Raw genomic sequence first — 17,982 nt, forward strand, 5'->3', positions numbered from 1 at the left:
GCATTTCCGCGCTTTTTGCGGACTTCTGTCAGCGTCGCCACGTAGCTCGGGTCGCTGACCCCGAGAAGGGTTGTAAGTCAAAAAAAACCAAGATTTCAATTTCCTCTTGGGGATAGTTGATATCCACAGTGGCAGATGGGTTTTGATCGTTTTTAAAAAGCTTAATTTACGCACGGGTTCTGTAGAAACATTGCATGTCTGTTCTTAACTGTGCGAGGATTTGGTTCGGGGTGAATTCACGAAATCGGTCTGAGAATTGATATCAAATAGACATGCCATGTTTATATCTCTGAATAAAATTGGGAACCACAACTCAACGCTGACAGATCCAGTAGGTGCTCAGGTTGTTTGATACAATCGTGACGATTTCCGGGAATTTTCTGTTGATATTGGTGCAGGATTACCTGATTGTAAGCCATGGAAAAAAATCTGTTGATGATATTTATTAAGAACCCGGTAGAGGGAAAAGTGAAAACCCGTCTTGCGGCATCCGTCGGGAGTACCAATGCGCTTCAAGTCTATAAAAAGCTCCTCAGACACACACAGGATGTTGCCATACAAGTAGATTGTGATCGCCAGGTATGGTACTCCTCCATGATTGACCGGCGCGATTCGTGGAATACCGATCTGTTTGACAAAAAATTGCAGCAGGGTGATGACCTGGGCGAGCGAATGTCGGTTGCATTTCGGAAAGGGTTTGAAACCGGGTATAAAAATGTTGTCATTATCGGGAGCGATTGCCCTGATCTTACGCCGCAACACATCGATAAAGCGTTTGAAGAACTTGAATCTAACGACGCGGTGATCGGCCCGTCAAAAGATGGCGGATACTATCTGCTGGGGCTGACAGGTGTTCGTCCCGAGCTATTTAATGATATCGCCTGGAGTACGCCGGAAGTTTATGAGAAAACAACAGAGCTTTTCGGCCGGCTCGAAATGTCATTTTCTACCCTTGAGATACTAAATGATATCGACACGCTTGAGGATCTTAAAAAAAGCGGACTCACGCTGCCATGAACCAGTTCCAGTTAGTGAAAGAAGAGCAGGGTGAACAGGTGAAAATCAGTATTGTGATACCGGCTTTGAATGAAGAGAGCAGGATCGGCAGGCTGGTTGAAGAACTACGCCGATTGGAGAGCCCCCGCTGCTATTTTCATGAAATTATTGTGGCAGATGGAGGCAGCACAGATGCTACACGAAGGGAGGCGGAGCTGGCCGGAGCCGTTGTCATTAAGTGTAAACGAAAGGGCCGCGCTGTTCAGATGAATGAAGGGGCTGCAAAAGCCACGGGTGATATTCTCTATTTTCTTCATGCCGATACCGTTCCGCCCGAAAAATTTGATACCTTAATTGCTGAAGCAATTGAAAATGGAGCCGGAGCGGGATGTTTTCAGCTTAGGTTCTCTAACAATCACCCGGTGCTGCGATTTTATGGATGGTGCACACGGTTTAAAACAACAGTTGTTCGTTTCGGAGACCAGTCACTGTTTGTTACATCCGAAAATTTTCGGAAAGTTGGCGGGTATGATAGCCGCCTGATCGTGATGGAAGATCAAAAAATAGTCAGTGATTTAAAGAAACAAGCCAGCTTTGTTGTCCTCGATGAGGCTGTAAACACATCAGCCCGCACCTACGAAAAAAATGGAGTGATTCGACTGCAATTTATTTTCGGAATGATTGTGATACTCTATTATTTTGGAGCGAAACAGGATACGCTGGTTCATCTCTATAATTCCTTGATAGAACTGTAGAATTCCGCGTTACCGAATTGTAAAATCACGCGGACACAGGAAGAAGTTCTCTTTTTTTATTTGTACTTTCTTGCCTGTCAAAAAATAAATGCTTTAGCCCTGTATATGGTCACCATCCGATACGGATTCGCAATAATAGTTCTCTCTTTGCTCGTTCCAACTCTCAATGCCCAGTTTCTTTTTGAGCGGGATGCTACAGATATTAATCAGCTTGGTCTGTCAATCACAAATGTTGGGATTGTCGGGAAAGCCGATGTTCGAAATAACCCCGATGCCGGGCCATCGATGCGCTTTCCTATCAATTCCGGTACGGAGCACCTGTTTGAGGCAGGGTTGTGGATTGGCGCACAAGTAGAAGGCGGCCTGAGGCTTACAACAGCTTCAGTTACGAATCCATCAGGTTACACAAGGGGTCAGGCGGGTTATGAATTTACGCCCGATGGTACGCTTCGGTTTGAAGGCCCTGAAACCGGGCTGGGAATTAGTGATCAGGATATCATTGCAAATTATACCGACAGAAACATAATCATCCCCGGAACAAATCAAACCATTGCCGGACACAACGATCCGCTATACGCAGATGTGACACAAACAAGCCTGAATTGGGCGTTTCCGTTTACAGAGAATTTTTCAATTATCCGAGTCGACATCACCAATAATAGCCAGATTCATTCCGGTGATCCTGAAGGTTTTACATGGGACAGTGTGTATGTGGGTCAGTACGCCGATCTTGTAGTCAGAAACGTATTTACCACACAGGACCAGGGCTCTGCTTTCTTCAATAAAGGCGGTCTCGGCTACCTCGATAATCTTTATACAACATATGCGTTTGATGCCGGTTCAAACGACAGCCCGAGTATTAATACATATGGAGGCATTACGGTTCTTGGTTCTGAAGTGACCAATTCTGATACTGGTGAGACCGTATTTTACCACCCTATGAATCCCGAAGTTGAAGATTTTGGACTTGGGTCGCCGTTGGTTGACCCAAGCTATTGGCTGTTCAGTGCGGGAACCGGTGTTTTTCAGGGCCCAAATTCGGATCAGCTGCGATATGACAGGATGAGCCGCAAATTTCCGCTGGATGAAACAGAGCCGGCGGCCAGTGAGACAAATCGCGAGCGACTTCGTACCGACGGGCAGCAGTCGCAGGGTAACTATATTTCAATGATTTCCATCGGGCCGTTTAGTGATGTTGCCCCGGGTGAGACCATTTCTGTTTATTTTGGATTTGTTGCTGCAGAAAAACCATCAGACTTTCAAGGTATATCAGGAAAGCCGGTTGATAATGAGGAGTCGCGCGCACCACTTGTGGAAAGCATTAACTCTATGTTTCGGGTGTTCCTCGGCGAAGATACCGACAGTACAGGCGTGTATACCGATGAGAAAGATGTGAACGACAACGGCCGGCTCGACCGCTTTCGGTTCCCCACACCACCAAATGCCCCCAATTTCAGGGTGGAGCTCGAGGCGAGTACAGCAACAGTTTACTGGGATAGAAGCGCAGAGGAATCTGTGGATCCCGTGACAAACGAACAGGATTTTGAAGGATATAAAATTTACAGAACCGACCTGGGCGATGATCTCAATCCCACACCGCGTGTGATTCGGGAGTATGATACGCCCGGTAATGATGTAGGGTTTAATACCGGCTTTAGTGAAGTTAGGCTTGATGACCCGGTTACGTTCCCCGGAGACGATACTGAGTATTGGTACCGGTTTGAGGTAGACGGTCTTTTGAGCGGCTGGCAGTACCAGTTTTCGGTGACGTCATTCGATTTTGGGAGCGATCAGTTTGCTATTGAGTCACTCGAAACAAGTGCAAATCAAAACGCGGTGCGGGTGTTTCCGGGCACACCGGCTAATCAAAATTTCCAGGATGATGACAACAGGGACCATAAAGTGGGGGTTTATCCCAATCCTTACCGCGTGAACGCAGCCTGGGATGGTGGTACGGAGCAGACCCGAAAAATAATGTTTTTTAATCTGCCCGAAAGAGCCCAGCTTCGCGTGTATACGCTAGCAGGTGAAATAGTGGCGGAAAAAAATCACACCAGCGATGGCATAGGAGATATTGAGTGGTACAACCAGTTTAGTTCTGAAGACCGCGTGCTGTCGGGCGGAGAACTTGCGTGGGACTTGCTGTCCGAAGCAAATCAAAACTTAACAACAGGGTTATATCTCTACTCTGTGAAAGACTTAGATTCAGGCCACGTGCAAACCGGTAAGTTTGCAATTATTAAATAATCTTTTAACTCTAATTCAAACCAATACAACATGAAAAAAGCGTTACAACTACTACTTAGTATGCTGTTACTGATCGGCTTTTTGTCGATTGGCAATGCAGCAGCACAGGATGCGGAGCCACAAGATGTGACTATCCGTGATTTGAATACATATGACAATCTCGAGAGCATTGATCAGATCGAAGACCACCCACTGGGAGGCGAACTTGTAAGATTCACGGCAGTTGTGGTGAGTTATCCAAAAACATCTGGTTTAGCATCATATACCCCTCCTACCGGCGATGAGACCGTTGGCAGTATATCAAGAATACATATATTTGTGACTGATACAACTGCACTGAATGATCCTCAGGGCCGCGATGGAATGTCGATGCAGATTGTTCAGGGAAGTGGTACGGACGCATATGCATCTGTAGAAAATCTGAATCGCGGAGATGTAATTACCGTAACAGGCCAACTTTCTTTTTTCAGCAATGTAGCCCAGTTTGTTGTGTCTGAAATTGAACAGAATTTAGGAAACGCAGGTAATCAAATTGACAATCTGCAAGAGTATGCAACTCTCCTCGACCCAATTGAAGTGTCACCAGCTGATTTCCACACGTTAACCGGACCAAATGAAGTTGCCTTAAATTTTGACGCGTATCAAAAATATCAAGGCGCTTATGTGCGCATCTCAGACGGCACTATGGCGAACTATGGTGGATCTTTAATAGATGGTACCGATATCGTTGGCCGCCCAAGCTACACTGTAAACAAAGATGGTGCTTTTGTAGCAAACAGAGATATCGGGTTGCGATATCGAAATGATACTGCGGATGAGCAGGAGGGATACAAGCAAGGATTTAATTTCATTCGGGTTCAGGAAGATGGATACTTTCGCCGTCCACCCTTAGGCTCTGCTGTAAACATTAGTGGCTTCCTGGTCATTGATGATTTTACTGATGGGTTCTCTTACTCTACAGGGGGTGGATTAAATATCTCACCTATGGAAGACGGTATTCTATGGCTTACCAATCCTACAACAGGTGACGCAACCAGGCTTGAAAACGGTGTGTCTGACGGTGGGAACTTCACATGGCCCGTTGATTTTGAATTTATAGCAGCTCCTCCACAAGTTGTAGACGTTTCGCTGACTCCAGAATCAACAGGCGGTTCTTACACCTCTGATCAAACCGTTACGGTTACCGCTATTGTTGCAGCACCTGAAGATAATCCAAGTGTTACAATCGACTCAGTGATTGTAAATTATACAACAGCCTCTGCAGGAACGCAGCGATTGGAAATGACCGACACAGGTGGAGGCAACTACACAGTAGATCTGCCGCAGCTGGTTGATTTTGAAGCACCGTCGCTTTTCGTGCAGGCATATGGAAGCAACGACCTTGTAGGACGCTTTCCTCTATCAGGTTCAATAAGTTTCTTTGTAGATGGTGGAGCTATTACATCTATTGAGACTATACAGAAAACAGGGGACGAGCTCGATGGGCCGAGCCCAATTGCCGGCATATTGGACCTTACCTATAACATTACCGCAACAGTTGTATCAACAGCAGCGGACGGGGTGATTTCAGTTCAGGATGGAACAAGTCCATGGTCAGGGGTTTTCCTTGCACTTGAGTCATCAACAGCGGGTCTTCAGAGAGGGGACGTTGTAAATATTACAGGTGGAACTGTGCAGGAGGCCACTGTAGCTAACAACTCTATTACCTACACCTACCTCGAAGACGTAGAGCTGTCAGTAACTAGCTCCGGAGCCGATTTAACAGCAGTAGTTCCCAATATTACAACTAATGAATTCAATGCTCCGGTTGATCCCGGTGAAGCATGGGAAGGAATGCTGATTCGATTTGAAAATGTGCGAATGACAGATGACCTTGGCTTTGGTGAAGTTGAGCTAACAACTGTAGAAAACGGCATTCTTCAGCAAGAAACAATAGCGCTGAATGATGATACCCGTGCAGGCGCAATTGGTGAGACGGACTTCCCTAACGATTTCAATCTGCACGCCCGCCTTGGTAAAGACCTTGCTTCAGTAACAGGTATCATAACCTATACATTTGGAGCGGCGAAAGTGATTCCGAGAGAACTCGAGGATATTACCGGAGACAATTATACTATTCCCCGGCCCGAATTCAACCTGGTTTCACCAGCAGACAGTGCTGAGGTAAATGTTCTTGACGTATCTGAAATCGTTGTTGACTGGCAGTCTCTGAACCCACGGGATTACGACTTTGATACGGTCACATTCGAATGGGTGCTTTATGATGAAGATTTAATTGAATTGGATGCTTTTACGTCAGACAATGATGGATCGGATTCACAAATAACACTCTCGGCTGCTGAAGTTGAGGGCGTACTTGATGTTCTTGGCGTAATGCAGGGCGAAGGCATTACCGTGAACTGGAATGTAAGAGCCATCGATGCCACGGATACAGTGGCTGTTGCATCTGGATTCGATTTCGACACGCGTGAGACGAATACAATTTACCGTGCACTAACTCTTAACCGTGGTGAAGTGACATCCAATGAAGAACTTGGCGGTTTGCCGCGAACATTTGACCTTGAGCAAAACTACCCGAATCCATTTAACCCAACTACACAAATCAATTACGCTGTACCTGAGCAGTCTGATGTCCGGATTGAGGTGTACAATGTGATCGGGCGACGGGTAGCTACACTTGTTGACCGCGAAATGGCACCAGGCAATTACACCGTAAACTTTAATGCGTCGTCGCTGTCAAGTGGTATGTATTTCTATCGTCTGAAAGCAGGAAGTACGCTTCTGACAAAGAAAATGACGCTGATTAAATAAAAGTTTGATTGACCTGACAGCGTCGCCGCGAGCAGCGGTGTCCTGTCAGCGTCAATGATACGATGACATAGTGAACCGGAATAGGAGTCATCCCGCACTTGATGCGGGATCTCCCAACTTTGTTCGAGATATATATCTTGCTAAAGAATTAAATCCTTTCACAAGGAATAGCAGATCGCGGGTCTTCCGAAGGGATTTCTTGGGGGAAAGCCCGCGGTTACCTAAGAATAAAATTATGAACCGACGCTGACAGAAATCCGGAAAGGTACCGGGCATGTACTGCTAAAGCTGCACCTGCGGCTGTCAGGTCTTAGAATTATTTTATTTCCTGAATCGGGGACGGATACTCCCCGATTCTATTCTTTTTTATTTTACTTGACCGGATAGATAAATAAACCTGATGCAAACAACTTTACGTGTTCTGATCCTAACGGCCGCCGCCGCACTTTTGCTGAATTCGTGCGATACATCGCTGGATGGAAATCTTAACGAAAATCAGCCTCCGAATACATCTTTAACGGTGGATAATATTGAGGTTGATGAGGAAAACAGGCTGTCGAGTCGTGTGAATATATCCTGGTGGGGAGATGATCCCGATGGCTATGTGGATGGCTATGAATATGCCATTTCAGATGTATCAGAAGATAACTGGCGTTTCACAACCCGAACAGACAGTGTGTTTATCCTGCCAATATCACCCGGTGAAGATATCGAAAATGTTCTATTCGCCGTTCGGGCTATAGATAATGAGGGCAAAAGAGATCCCGATCCGGCATCGATTGAGTTCCCGCTGAGAAATTCAAAACCGGTAACCGAACTAAATACGCTGGAGCTCCCGCCTGATACCACGTTTTCTATCGCAAGCTTTGGCTGGTCAATATCTGATCCGGACGGACTTCCTACCGTTCAGCGAACAGAAATTGCCATTAATGACAGTATAAATGGCTGGGTTGAAATTCCAATTGAGGCTGAAGATCAGCAGGATCTGTTTATCTCCGTTGATATTAATCAGGATGGGGAAAGTGAGGGAACTGCAGATGTTTATCTCGGCCGAAACTATCGCGAAACAAATATTCAGATCAGCGGATTTCAGTTCGATCAGCTTAATACCGTATATGTACGAACCGTAGATGCTGCACTCGCCGAAAGCGAGATACAGAGTTATGAATGGTATCTTAAGCGGCAGACCTCCAATGTCCTTATCCTTAACGATGACGCAAGTTCATCCAGCAACGAAAATTTAGAGTTCACGCTGTCAAAACTTTCCGGAATCAATATAGCAGCCGACGTAATTGATATTAGCGGGGGTGAGGGATTTGGTTCGAATGGTATTGTACCACTCAGTACATCATTTCCAAGGATAGTTAACCCAACTCTGAACCGCGCATTGGCGCAATGGGATCACATTTACTGGGTGTCTAGTTCACTTCAGCGAAATATAAATTACGCTCCTGAAATATTGGGACTCTTCTTTGACAATGGCGGGACGGTCTTTTTCAATGCACTGTCACGGGTTCAAAGCAGCACGAATCCCTTGCTCAATTTCCTGCCAATTCAGCGATATGTATCAATAGATGCAACAAGGGGAGAAACTGGATACCAGATTCGCGACTCTTACGAGGTGAGGCCTTTAGCTGGTGGCCCGTTAATGACGTATCAAGGAGGTTTAAATAACGGAATTTGGCCTTTTATTCCTTTTAATGGTGAAGATGCACTTTATGAGGCTGAACTTTTAAAGAGAGGTTTTTTCCCCGGTGGCCTTGAAAGATATGATGGCCCAAGTACAATTGCAGCCATTAATCCCGAAGGAAACTTAATCTTCTTTGGTATCCCAATCATTGATTTTAAAGATGATGGGCAGGAAGATAATGTTGAAGCGATGCTTCAGGAGCTACTGATTAACCGACTTGGATTTACGACACAACAGTAAGGATCGGACTATGACATTTTTAAAAACCACTCTATTAGTCACATTAAGTATTCTCGCTTTTGCAACGGCGGCTTATGCGCAAGACCGGGGAACGATTGCCGGCACAATTACAGACTCTGAAACAGATGAAACCATACCCGGTGTGAACGTTATTATCAGGGGCACGACATTTGGTGCGTCCACCGACATCGATGGCGAATATACAATCAGTAACATACGCCCGGGCGATTACACAATAGAAGTTAGTTTTATAGGGTATGAACGAACCATATTTACCGGTATTGAGGTGAATGCGGGTGAAACAACGGAGTTGAATGCAGAAATTTCACCGACCACGTACGAAGCCGAAGATGAAATAATCGTGGTTGGTGAAGCTCCCATTTTTGATGTGGAAAAATCAACATCCAGTTCCGTTATGAGCCGGCAGCAAATTGAAGCGGCTCCCGTCAGGCGAATTGACGACGTGGTTGGTATGCAGGCCGGGGTCATTAAAGATCCAACCGGTATTTATATTAAAGGTGGCCGCGCGTATGAAACAGGGTTTGTAGTTGATGGCGTATCGGCACAGGATCCGCTGGCCGGTACCGGGTTTGGTCTCGATCTCGGCTCGAATGCATTCAGTAGTGTTGAAGTAACAACAGGTGGTGTCGGGGCCGAATATGGTGATGTGACATCGGGTGTGGTATCGGTTCAAACACGGGATGGCTCTGAAGACTATGAGGGTTCCATCAGCCACAAACGCGATAATTTTTTTGAAGATAATAACCGCCAAAGCAATTTCTACACGGATAATTACGAATTAACACTTGGCGGCCCGGAACCCATCACCTCAGAAATTCTTCCGCTTGCTGGTCTTGATATACCCGGAAATCTCTATTTCTACTTTACCGGCCAGATATCATTATCGAACGAATTTACTAAAACATCGGCCGACCAGGTTCAGAGTTCAATCGTAGGGACCAACCGGCTTTCTCCGCGGCAAGACAACCGCTGGAACGGGATGATGAAACTGACTTATCGCATTAAGCCCGGCATGAGGCTTGAAGGAGCCTACCAGCGGTCGCTGACGGTGAATCAGAATACACGGATGCTTCAAATTACGGGAAGCGATGTACAAATCCGGCCGGGATACCAGTTTCCATTTCAGGAAGATCTGGATAACGCAAACACCTACACGCACGACAGCAACCTGTCGTACCTGAAATGGACGCAAACCATAGATCAGTCATCATTTTATGACATCCAGGTCAGCCGGCTGTTCACACGTCTGCGAGCCGATGCCAACGGCCGCGACTGGCGCCCTGAAATTGTGGACGGCGAATTTGATCCGGAAAGTATTCGGACGTTTCCGGCGCAGGAATTTGAGGGTACCGACGGATATACCTACACTCTGCCTGGTTCAGGATTCATCAATAATGGCGGAATAGCAACGCTCTGGCACGATCACTTTGCTGAAGAAATAACGGTTCAGGGTTCATATAACAAGTTTTTTGCCGATCGATCGAACCAGATCACCATCGGTTTTCAATCAAAGTTTAACGATTACCAGTGGATTGATATCACACGGCCGTGGATTGGGGCCCCGATTGAAATTGCTCCCGGTGAATTTTCAGAAACATCTCGTGTAGGTGAACGGTTTGATGCATGGCGTGTGAAACCTAAACGCGGTGCAATTTATGTAAACGATAAGATTCGCTATCGAGGCCTTATAGCCGATATTGGTGCTCGATTTGAATACTGGGCTCCGGGAAAGTATGTGGATGATCTGGTTGATAACCCACAAGCACCGATCCCGGACTTTATTCGTGAAGGGTACAAAGAAGACACCCAAAAGCTGTTTGGTCAGCGATTTAAGTTTCGTGTGTTGCCAAAAATCAGCGTGAGTTTTCCGGTGCGTGAAAACCAGGTCCTGTTCTTCAATTATGGTCACTCATCACGTATTCCCCACCCTTCATATGTGTACACAAGCCTGGACCCGTTCTATCAAAACCAGGCAACATTTGCCGATTTGGGAAATCCGAACCTGAATCCCGAAGTAGACATCTCCTATGAAATTGGTCTCCGATACCAGATTACGCAGGATGATGCGCTGAATGTGACGGCATTCTGGAACGATAAATATGATTTTGTGACGACCCAGCAGATACGTGTTGAGGATCCGACCGGGCGTCCTGTAAACCGTGCATTTCGAGTGAATGGAGATTATGCACGATCACGCGGTTTAGAGGGAACTTATATCAAACGTCTGGGCAACTGGTTCCAGGGGCAGCTCGCAGTTACCTATTCACGTGCCGAAGGATTGAGTTCTACCAACAATGATAACTTGCTTGCCATCAGCGGTCAGCAGAACATCGGCGCAAATGTAGAAACTCCGCTTGCTTGGGACCGTCCGTGGGATGTGAAAGCGAATACCACATTTACCTATGACAGGGCTGAAGGCATGTTTGGTGTGGACGCACTAAATCAGCTCCGCCTGTTTTTATCTGCTGTATGGAGAAGCGGCATACGATACACGCCTTATGAATTCCAGGGATTTACCAGTAACCCGGTGACAGGTGCCAACGACTGGCGTCCCAATTACCAGCAGGTTCAGGATCCTGCGGCACGTTTTAGCGAAGTAGGCCCATCGTGGTTTTACATGGATTTAAATCTTCAAAAGTGGTTTACAATTAGCGATGTGCGAGTCAGTGGTTTTCTTGAAATCACCAACTTATTCAATAATGATAATTCAGCTATTGTAAATCCTGTGACCGGAGAAGCGTATAAAACGGACTATCCCGAATCGCAGGAAGCGTTGATTGCGCTCAGAGATGATCGTTCGTACGATCTTCCAAATACGGCCCGTGATCCAAGATATCAGGATCCGAGAAATGGCGGTATCCCGGCCTACTTAAACCCGGCAAACTTTCTACAGCAGCGACAGATCATGTTTGGCCTGTCCGTGAATTTCTAAACGATTGTTCATGAATAATTTTTCAAAACAGATAACAAAAATAGCGACAGTTCTGATTGTCATTGCATCTGTATCGCTTACGGAATCTATGGCTCAGAGCCTTATTCCCAGTTTTGGCGGTGCGAGATCGGGTACATCAGGATTCCAGTTTACAAAAATTGCCGCTGATGCACGGAGTTCAGGCATGGGCCTTTCAAATGTGGCCGATGCCATGGATGCATCAAGCCTCTACTGGAATCCCGGGCTTGCCGGCCAGATAGATTCGCCGGAACTGATGCTGGGTCACACAGAGTATTTTGCTGATATCTCCATGGAATATATGGCGTATGTTCACCGCGTTCGTTCGTTCACGTTTGGAGCAGCAGTTCAATACCTCAACTCGGGTGAAATGGTTGAGACTACCGAATTTGACCAGTTTGGGACCGGCCGGACATTCAGAACCGTCCATGCAGCCATCGGCCTGACGGCAGCCCATGAAGTTACAGAGCTCTTCAGCTACGGACTCACAGTACGCTACTTAACCGAACGGATTGAGGAAGTTGAAGTAAACACAGGCTCGATTGATTTTGGATTCTTCTACCGAGTGGGTGATACCGGCCTCAGGTTTGCAGTTGGGCTGAATAATTTTGGGTTTGACGGAACACCTTTTGGCTCTACCCGGCGCCTGACGCTGGAGGGTGAACAAACGGAAGATGAGTTTGAAGATGTATCACTGCCTACCCGTTTTATTCTTGGGGCGGCTTATGATGTGTACGAATCAGATAACCTAAAAGCTGTGATTACGGGACAGATTACCAACCCAAGTGATAATGCCGAGCAGCTCAGTGTTGGCGGTGAACTTGGGTATATGGATCAGTTTTTTATAAGAGGCGGATACCAGTTTGGGTTTGAAGAGATTCAGCTGCCGAGTGCAGGGGCTGGAGTAAAGGTGCCATTTGCCGGACGCCTGATTGCTGCTGATTACTCCTTTAGCCCATACGAACGACTCGGGAATCTGCACAGAGTTGCACTGCGAATTTTGTTATAGAATATCATGATTATGATTGGAAGGAAAACCATCGTTATTAGTTTATTTTTGTTGATTGCACTCGGGTTTTACGGGTGTGACAATATTTTTGGGTCAAAAGATAACTCAACTACTGAAGAAATTTTCGAAGAGGGGAGAATTGATCCAACCCTCGAGCAGACCGACGGATACGCTGCCCTCACACCCTTTTGGGGGGATTTCAATGCGCCCACGGATGTGTTTGTAGGGTTTGATGGATTCGTTTACGTAACAGATGCCGAAGGTGTTCACGCTCTTGATCGCGCCGACCTGGCTCCGCGCCGAACGATTGAACTGCCCGGAGCTGTATCTGTGACTCAAGACAGGCTGCTAAACCTTTACGTGACTGCCCGCTATGACACTGTTGTATCAGAGCTTCCTGGTGAACGTGGTGATCAGACCTGGAATTTACCGGCCGTCTATAAAATTAAAAATCTGAATGGTGCAGGCGAGATTACGTATGTTGATACGCTTATTCATCCGTTTGCTGATAACAGCCGAAATACTACGGCACTGGAACAGTTTAGGCTGGACCGTTCGAGGGGCGATAATGATGAGCTTGTTGAATTTACAGGTGTTGGCGTACTCAGAAACAATAATATCTACATTTCAAGGCGCGGTCCCCGAAATAATCTGAATGTTATTGAAGCACCTGACAACACTGTTTTAGAATTTGTTCCGCAACTCGAAAATGGCGAACCAACAGGCAAAATGAACAACAGTAACCAGTTCCAGGCACTGAATCCCGGAACACCGTCGCTGACAAGCGCTATTAACCTGAGTGATATCACAACATTTGTGAATCCACCACAACGGGATGTCTTTCCGGAAAACAAGAATTTCCTGATGTCACAAGGTGCATCCAATCAGAGTATTGCATTTCGGGTATTGCAGGTTAATGTTGTTGAAACACCCAGTGGAACTGAATTCCAGCCAAATCAAAGCTTCCTGGAGCGGGATACCTCAAGGACTGATGGGTTTTTGTATGAAGAGGGAAAGTTTGAAGACCCTGCAGGCCTTGCCGTAGCAGGTGATCAAACAGGGTATATTTTTGTTGTAGACAAAGCTCAGCACAGACTATACCAGTTTAAGCCGAATGGGCAGGAAGGAATAGATCCCCCGCCGGCTGCCGTTGATAGAAGCCGTAACCTCATCGTCTCGTTTGGAAGTTTGGGCAACGGTCCGCGCCAATTCAACTCTCCCAGTGGCGTGGCCTACTATGATGAAATATTATATGTAGCAGACACCGGTAACAACCGGATTGCACGTTACAAGCTTACGACCGATTTCGAGTAAGCCGCGCTAAGAACATTTGATGATATTCTAAAACCCAATCGTTATCAACGGTTGGGGTTTTTTGTTGATAGTGTTGATTATATGTTAATCCCTGAAAATTCTCTTGCGGCCGGGTAATGGAAAGTTTAGAACTGTTTTAGTACATTCTTGAAATAATCTTCAGAATAAGCTTTCAGTCATGAGATTCTATTTTACTGTTTTCTTTGTGGTCTTCATATACCTGGCTGGCTGCTCGCCGGTTGACAAACTTCAAAAATATAAAGAAGGAGAAAGCGCCTGTACAGCAACTCTTGAAGGTCATTTGTTTGAAACGGATAAATGGATTGGCGATGCCCCTCTGCTTGTTGAGCGATCCGTTGGGCGTAATTTTGAATACAGAAAAGGGAGAATTCTTGAGCTTTCCGAAGAGGGCGTTATGTTTGATGAAGACCGCAGGAGTATGGCAAATAATCCGGAACCTGAGTTTTACAAGTATGATGATTTACACAGCCTGATTGACTCAACAGGCACGGTGATTCAAGGAGAATATCCCGATTCAAGGCTACGTACGGATTACTATGAGTTTTATCTAAGCGAGATCGGTTCAGGCAATGATCCGGTTATGTTCAGGATTGAACCTGACAAGCCATTCCGCTACTGCATTGATTCCGGTGAATATGGCCTTCAAACTGTGGTTTGGAGGAGACAGGACGGGACCTCAGATATCTCATCACCGTTTTATATGCCGGGGCATTCAATCGTAGTTGAAAAGGGCATGGCAAATTACATTGGCAACATCTACGTAAACCATTCAGAGCAGCATGAGTTTGCCAATCACTATAAATTCCATATGGAAGCACATGAACGGCCAAACAGTGGATTTTATATTTATGGTCAGGGTAGTAACGCATTGTTTCTTGGAATTGCCAGCACTATATTTTCTGAGTTAATGAGAGAGCGGGGCATAGTTTCAGTCCTTGACGTACAGATTGTTGATGACCTGGGTTATGAATCAACCACAGGGTATCCCGTCAGGTTTACTGAGTTGTATTGAGCCACCTTTCTAGTTCTCTCCTCCCTGCATCGAAATGTACTCCGCCTGTAGGCGATAGGCGTTAGATCTACATCGAATATCAAATATCGGAAATCACAAATCATTAAATCATAGAGAGCAGCCATTCACGCCGGATGCCACAGGACCCACCTCTGCGAAATCGCTGGACGCGATTGTCGCTGTCCCCTTCGCCGAATGGGAGTAATTCAGATCAAAAATACGCACATCGAAACACTTACAAATCGTTAAATCATGGGAGAAATAAAATACATCGCATGTTTGGACGGGGCAGAGGTATAAGCGCTCACTTAAAAATGATGAACAATATAATTATTGTTTCAATGTGTCTGGGACTGCCCAAAAGGAGCGCGGTATTGCGAAAAGTTATCCATAACGTCATCCCGGATCCGAGATCTTCTGATTTCAATGAATGGATATCCCGTCCCTCTGCTTCGGAATGACGCTCTTATTGGACAGTCTAATTCTGCGAAGTTTCTCAACTATCATTACAGTAAGCACTTATGGAGGGAGGCGTTAGATCTACATCGAATATCGAATATCGGAAATCACAAATCTTTAAATTATAGAGAGCAGCCATTCACGCCGGATGCCGCGGGACCCACCCCTGCGAAATCGCTGGACGCGATTGTCGCTGTCCCCTTCGCCGAATGGGAGTAATTCAGATCAAAAATACGCACATCGAAACACTTACAAATCGTTAAATCATGGGAGAAATAAAATACATCGCATGTTTGGACGGGGCAGAGGTATAAGCGCTCACTTAAAAATGATGAACAATGTAATTATTGTTTCAATGTGTCTGGGACTGCCCAAAAAGAGCGCGGTATTGCGAAAAGTTATCCATGACGTCATTCCGGACCCGAGACCTCCTGATTTTAATGACTATATATCCCGTCCCTCTACTTCGGAATGAGCTCTTATTGGACAGTCTAATTCTGCGAAGTTTCTCAACTATCATTACAGTTAGCACTTATGGAGAGAGGCGTTAGATCTACATCGAATATCAAATATCGGAAATCACAAATCATTAAATCATAGAGAGCAGCCATTCACGCCGGATGCCGCGGGACCCACCCCTGCGAAATCGCTGGGCGCGATTGTCGCTGTCCCCTTCGCCGAATGGGAGAAATAAAATACCTCGCATATTGGGTCGAGGCAGAAGTGGGGGCCGAAGATTCTCACAACATCCGAAATGAAATAGTATCTTAAGATGTTTTCGGGCCGTGTGCGTATCTTGTGCATGATTCAACATCAAACAGAACTATTTTGATAAAAACAGATATCCTGGTTATCGGTTCCGGTATTGCCGGTTTAAGTTTTGCCGTGAAAATGGCTCTCTCCAAACCTGAAAAATCAATTACCATCATTACAAAAGATGTGCTCATCGAAAGTAACACCAAGTATGCGCAGGGCGGTATTGCGGTGGTAACCGATTTTCTGAATGATGATTTTGAAAAGCATCGCCAGGACACACTCATTGCGGGTGATGGACTGTGCGATGAGGAAGTGGTGAAGATTGTGGTAGAAGAAGGACCGGAACGCCTGCGTGAAATTGTGGATATGGGTGTCAGGTTCGATAAAGATCCGGATGGTGAGTACCAGCTTGGAGTTGAAGGTGCACATTCGGCGAAGCGGATCCTGCATCACAGGGATATGACCGGCTATGAAATTCAGCGATCACTCGTCAAGAAAATCAGGACGCTTGATAATGTAGAGATCCTGGAGCACCATTTTGCGGTTGACCTGATCACACAGCATCATTTTGGTGAAAAAGTAACCCGCAGACGGAAAGACACAAAATGTTTTGGCGTGTACGTGATGAACCTGAAAAATAACCAGGTGATGAAAATCTCGGCGGGTGCTACCATTCTTGCATCAGGCGGGGCCGGGCAGGTTTATGACCTCACAACCAATCCACAGGTTGCCACCGGCGACGGGGTGGCGATGGCATACCGAGCCAAAGCAGAAGTGAGCCACATGCAGTTTATCCAGTTTCACCCTACAGCGCTTTACGGCAGCAAAGGGGATCGTGCCTTTCTGATTTCAGAGGCGGTCCGGGGCTTCGGGGCAATTCTGAAAACCGGCGACAGCAAACCGTTTATGAAAAAGTATGATGAACGCGGATCACTGGCATCACGGGATATTGTGGCGCGTGCCATAGATACCGAAATGAAAGCCCGCGGAAAGGAGCATGTCTATCTCGATTGTCGCGATCTGGATATGGAAGAGTTTAAATCACACTTTCCTACGATTTACGATACATGCAACGAGTATGGTATTGATGTTGCTGAAGACATGATTCCCGTAGCTCCCGCCGCTCACTATATGTGTGGCGGGGTTGAATCCGACGAGTGGGGCAGAAGCACAATCAGCCGGTTGTATTGCTGCGGCGAAGTGGCACAGACCGGACTGCACGGAGCAAACCGCCTTGCATCGAACTCGCTGCTTGAGGCACTGGTGTTTGCCGATCGATGTTTTAAAGATATTATTAAAAACCTGGACATTTACGAGCCTCTGCCTGACTTGCCCGACTGGAAAACCGAAGGCACCACCGCCCCTAAAGAGTGGGTGCTGATCAATCATAACCAAAAAGAAGTTAAGCGGCTGATGAATAACTACATCGGAATTGTTCGCTCAAACGAACGTCTGAAGAGGGCTGAAAAGCGCCTTAAGGTTATTTATGAAGAGACTGAAGAGCTCTACAGAACGACTACGCTGTCTCCGCAGCTTGGTGAATTACGCAATATGATCAACGTATCCTGGCTGATTATACGACAGTCGATGGAGCAGAAAGAGAATCGTGGCACGTTTTATAATATTGATTTAACCCACCACTCTCGCTCTCCTCTCCCTCCGTCGTAAACCACTCCGCATGGAGGGGAGAGGCGTTAGTTC

The 17,982-nt window shown here is 46.2% G+C and carries 10 protein-coding genes; all 10 read left to right on the forward strand.

Annotated features, from left to right (window positions below):
• The first annotated feature begins 435 nt into the window (after nt 1–435).
• The 10 genes from AABW11_RS11505 (at nt 436) to nadB (ending at nt 17,949) form a co-directional block, all read left to right on the forward strand.
• Nucleotides 436–1,017, forward strand: coding sequence for a TIGR04282 family arsenosugar biosynthesis glycosyltransferase (locus tag AABW11_RS11505; RefSeq protein WP_340105245.1), 582 nt, complete (start codon nt 436–438; stop codon nt 1,015–1,017).
• Nucleotides 1,014–1,751 (forward strand): TIGR04283 family arsenosugar biosynthesis glycosyltransferase, encoded by a 738-nt coding sequence (locus AABW11_RS11510; RefSeq protein WP_340105246.1) that lies wholly within the window; start codon nt 1,014–1,016, stop codon nt 1,749–1,751. Before AABW11_RS11505 ends, AABW11_RS11510 begins: the two co-directional genes overlap by 4 nt.
• Nucleotides 1,752–1,898: 147 nt before the next feature.
• Complete coding sequence (locus AABW11_RS11515) at nt 1,899–3,998, forward strand: hypothetical protein (protein WP_340105247.1); 2,100 nt, start codon at nt 1,899–1,901, stop codon at nt 3,996–3,998.
• 30 nt (nt 3,999–4,028) lie between these two features.
• Nucleotides 4,029–6,809: a T9SS type A sorting domain-containing protein gene (locus AABW11_RS11520; RefSeq protein ID WP_340105248.1), complete on the forward strand. Its 2,781-nt coding sequence runs from the start codon at nt 4,029–4,031 to the stop codon at nt 6,807–6,809.
• A 400-nt stretch (nt 6,810–7,209) separates the two neighbouring features.
• On the forward strand, nt 7,210–8,739 hold the full coding sequence (locus tag AABW11_RS11525) for a hypothetical protein (RefSeq protein WP_340105249.1): 1,530 nt from the start codon (nt 7,210–7,212) through the stop codon (nt 8,737–8,739).
• 10 nt (nt 8,740–8,749) lie between these two features.
• On the forward strand, nt 8,750–11,692 hold the full coding sequence (locus tag AABW11_RS11530) for a TonB-dependent receptor (protein WP_340105250.1): 2,943 nt from the start codon (nt 8,750–8,752) through the stop codon (nt 11,690–11,692).
• 10 nt (nt 11,693–11,702) lie between these two features.
• Nucleotides 11,703–12,719, forward strand: coding sequence for a PorV/PorQ family protein (locus AABW11_RS11535; RefSeq protein WP_340105251.1), 1,017 nt, complete (start codon nt 11,703–11,705; stop codon nt 12,717–12,719).
• A 12-nt stretch (nt 12,720–12,731) separates the two neighbouring features.
• Nucleotides 12,732–14,033 carry a hypothetical protein gene (locus AABW11_RS11540; RefSeq protein ID WP_340105252.1) on the forward strand — a complete coding sequence of 434 codons (1,302 nt, stop codon included), beginning with the start codon at nt 12,732–12,734 and terminating at the stop codon, nt 14,031–14,033.
• Between the two features lie 178 nt (nt 14,034–14,211).
• Nucleotides 14,212–15,066 carry a hypothetical protein gene (locus AABW11_RS11545; RefSeq protein WP_340105253.1) on the forward strand — a complete coding sequence of 285 codons (855 nt, stop codon included), beginning with the start codon at nt 14,212–14,214 and terminating at the stop codon, nt 15,064–15,066.
• A gap of 1,287 nt (nt 15,067–16,353) precedes the next feature.
• Nucleotides 16,354–17,949 (forward strand): L-aspartate oxidase, encoded by a 1,596-nt coding sequence (nadB, locus tag AABW11_RS11550; protein WP_340105254.1) that lies wholly within the window; start codon nt 16,354–16,356, stop codon nt 17,947–17,949.
• Nucleotides 17,950–17,982: the final 33 nt, after the last annotated feature.

Source organism: Rhodohalobacter sp. 8-1, assembly GCF_038150125.1.
Classification (GTDB): Bacteria; Bacteroidota; Rhodothermia; order Balneolales; family Balneolaceae; genus SW132.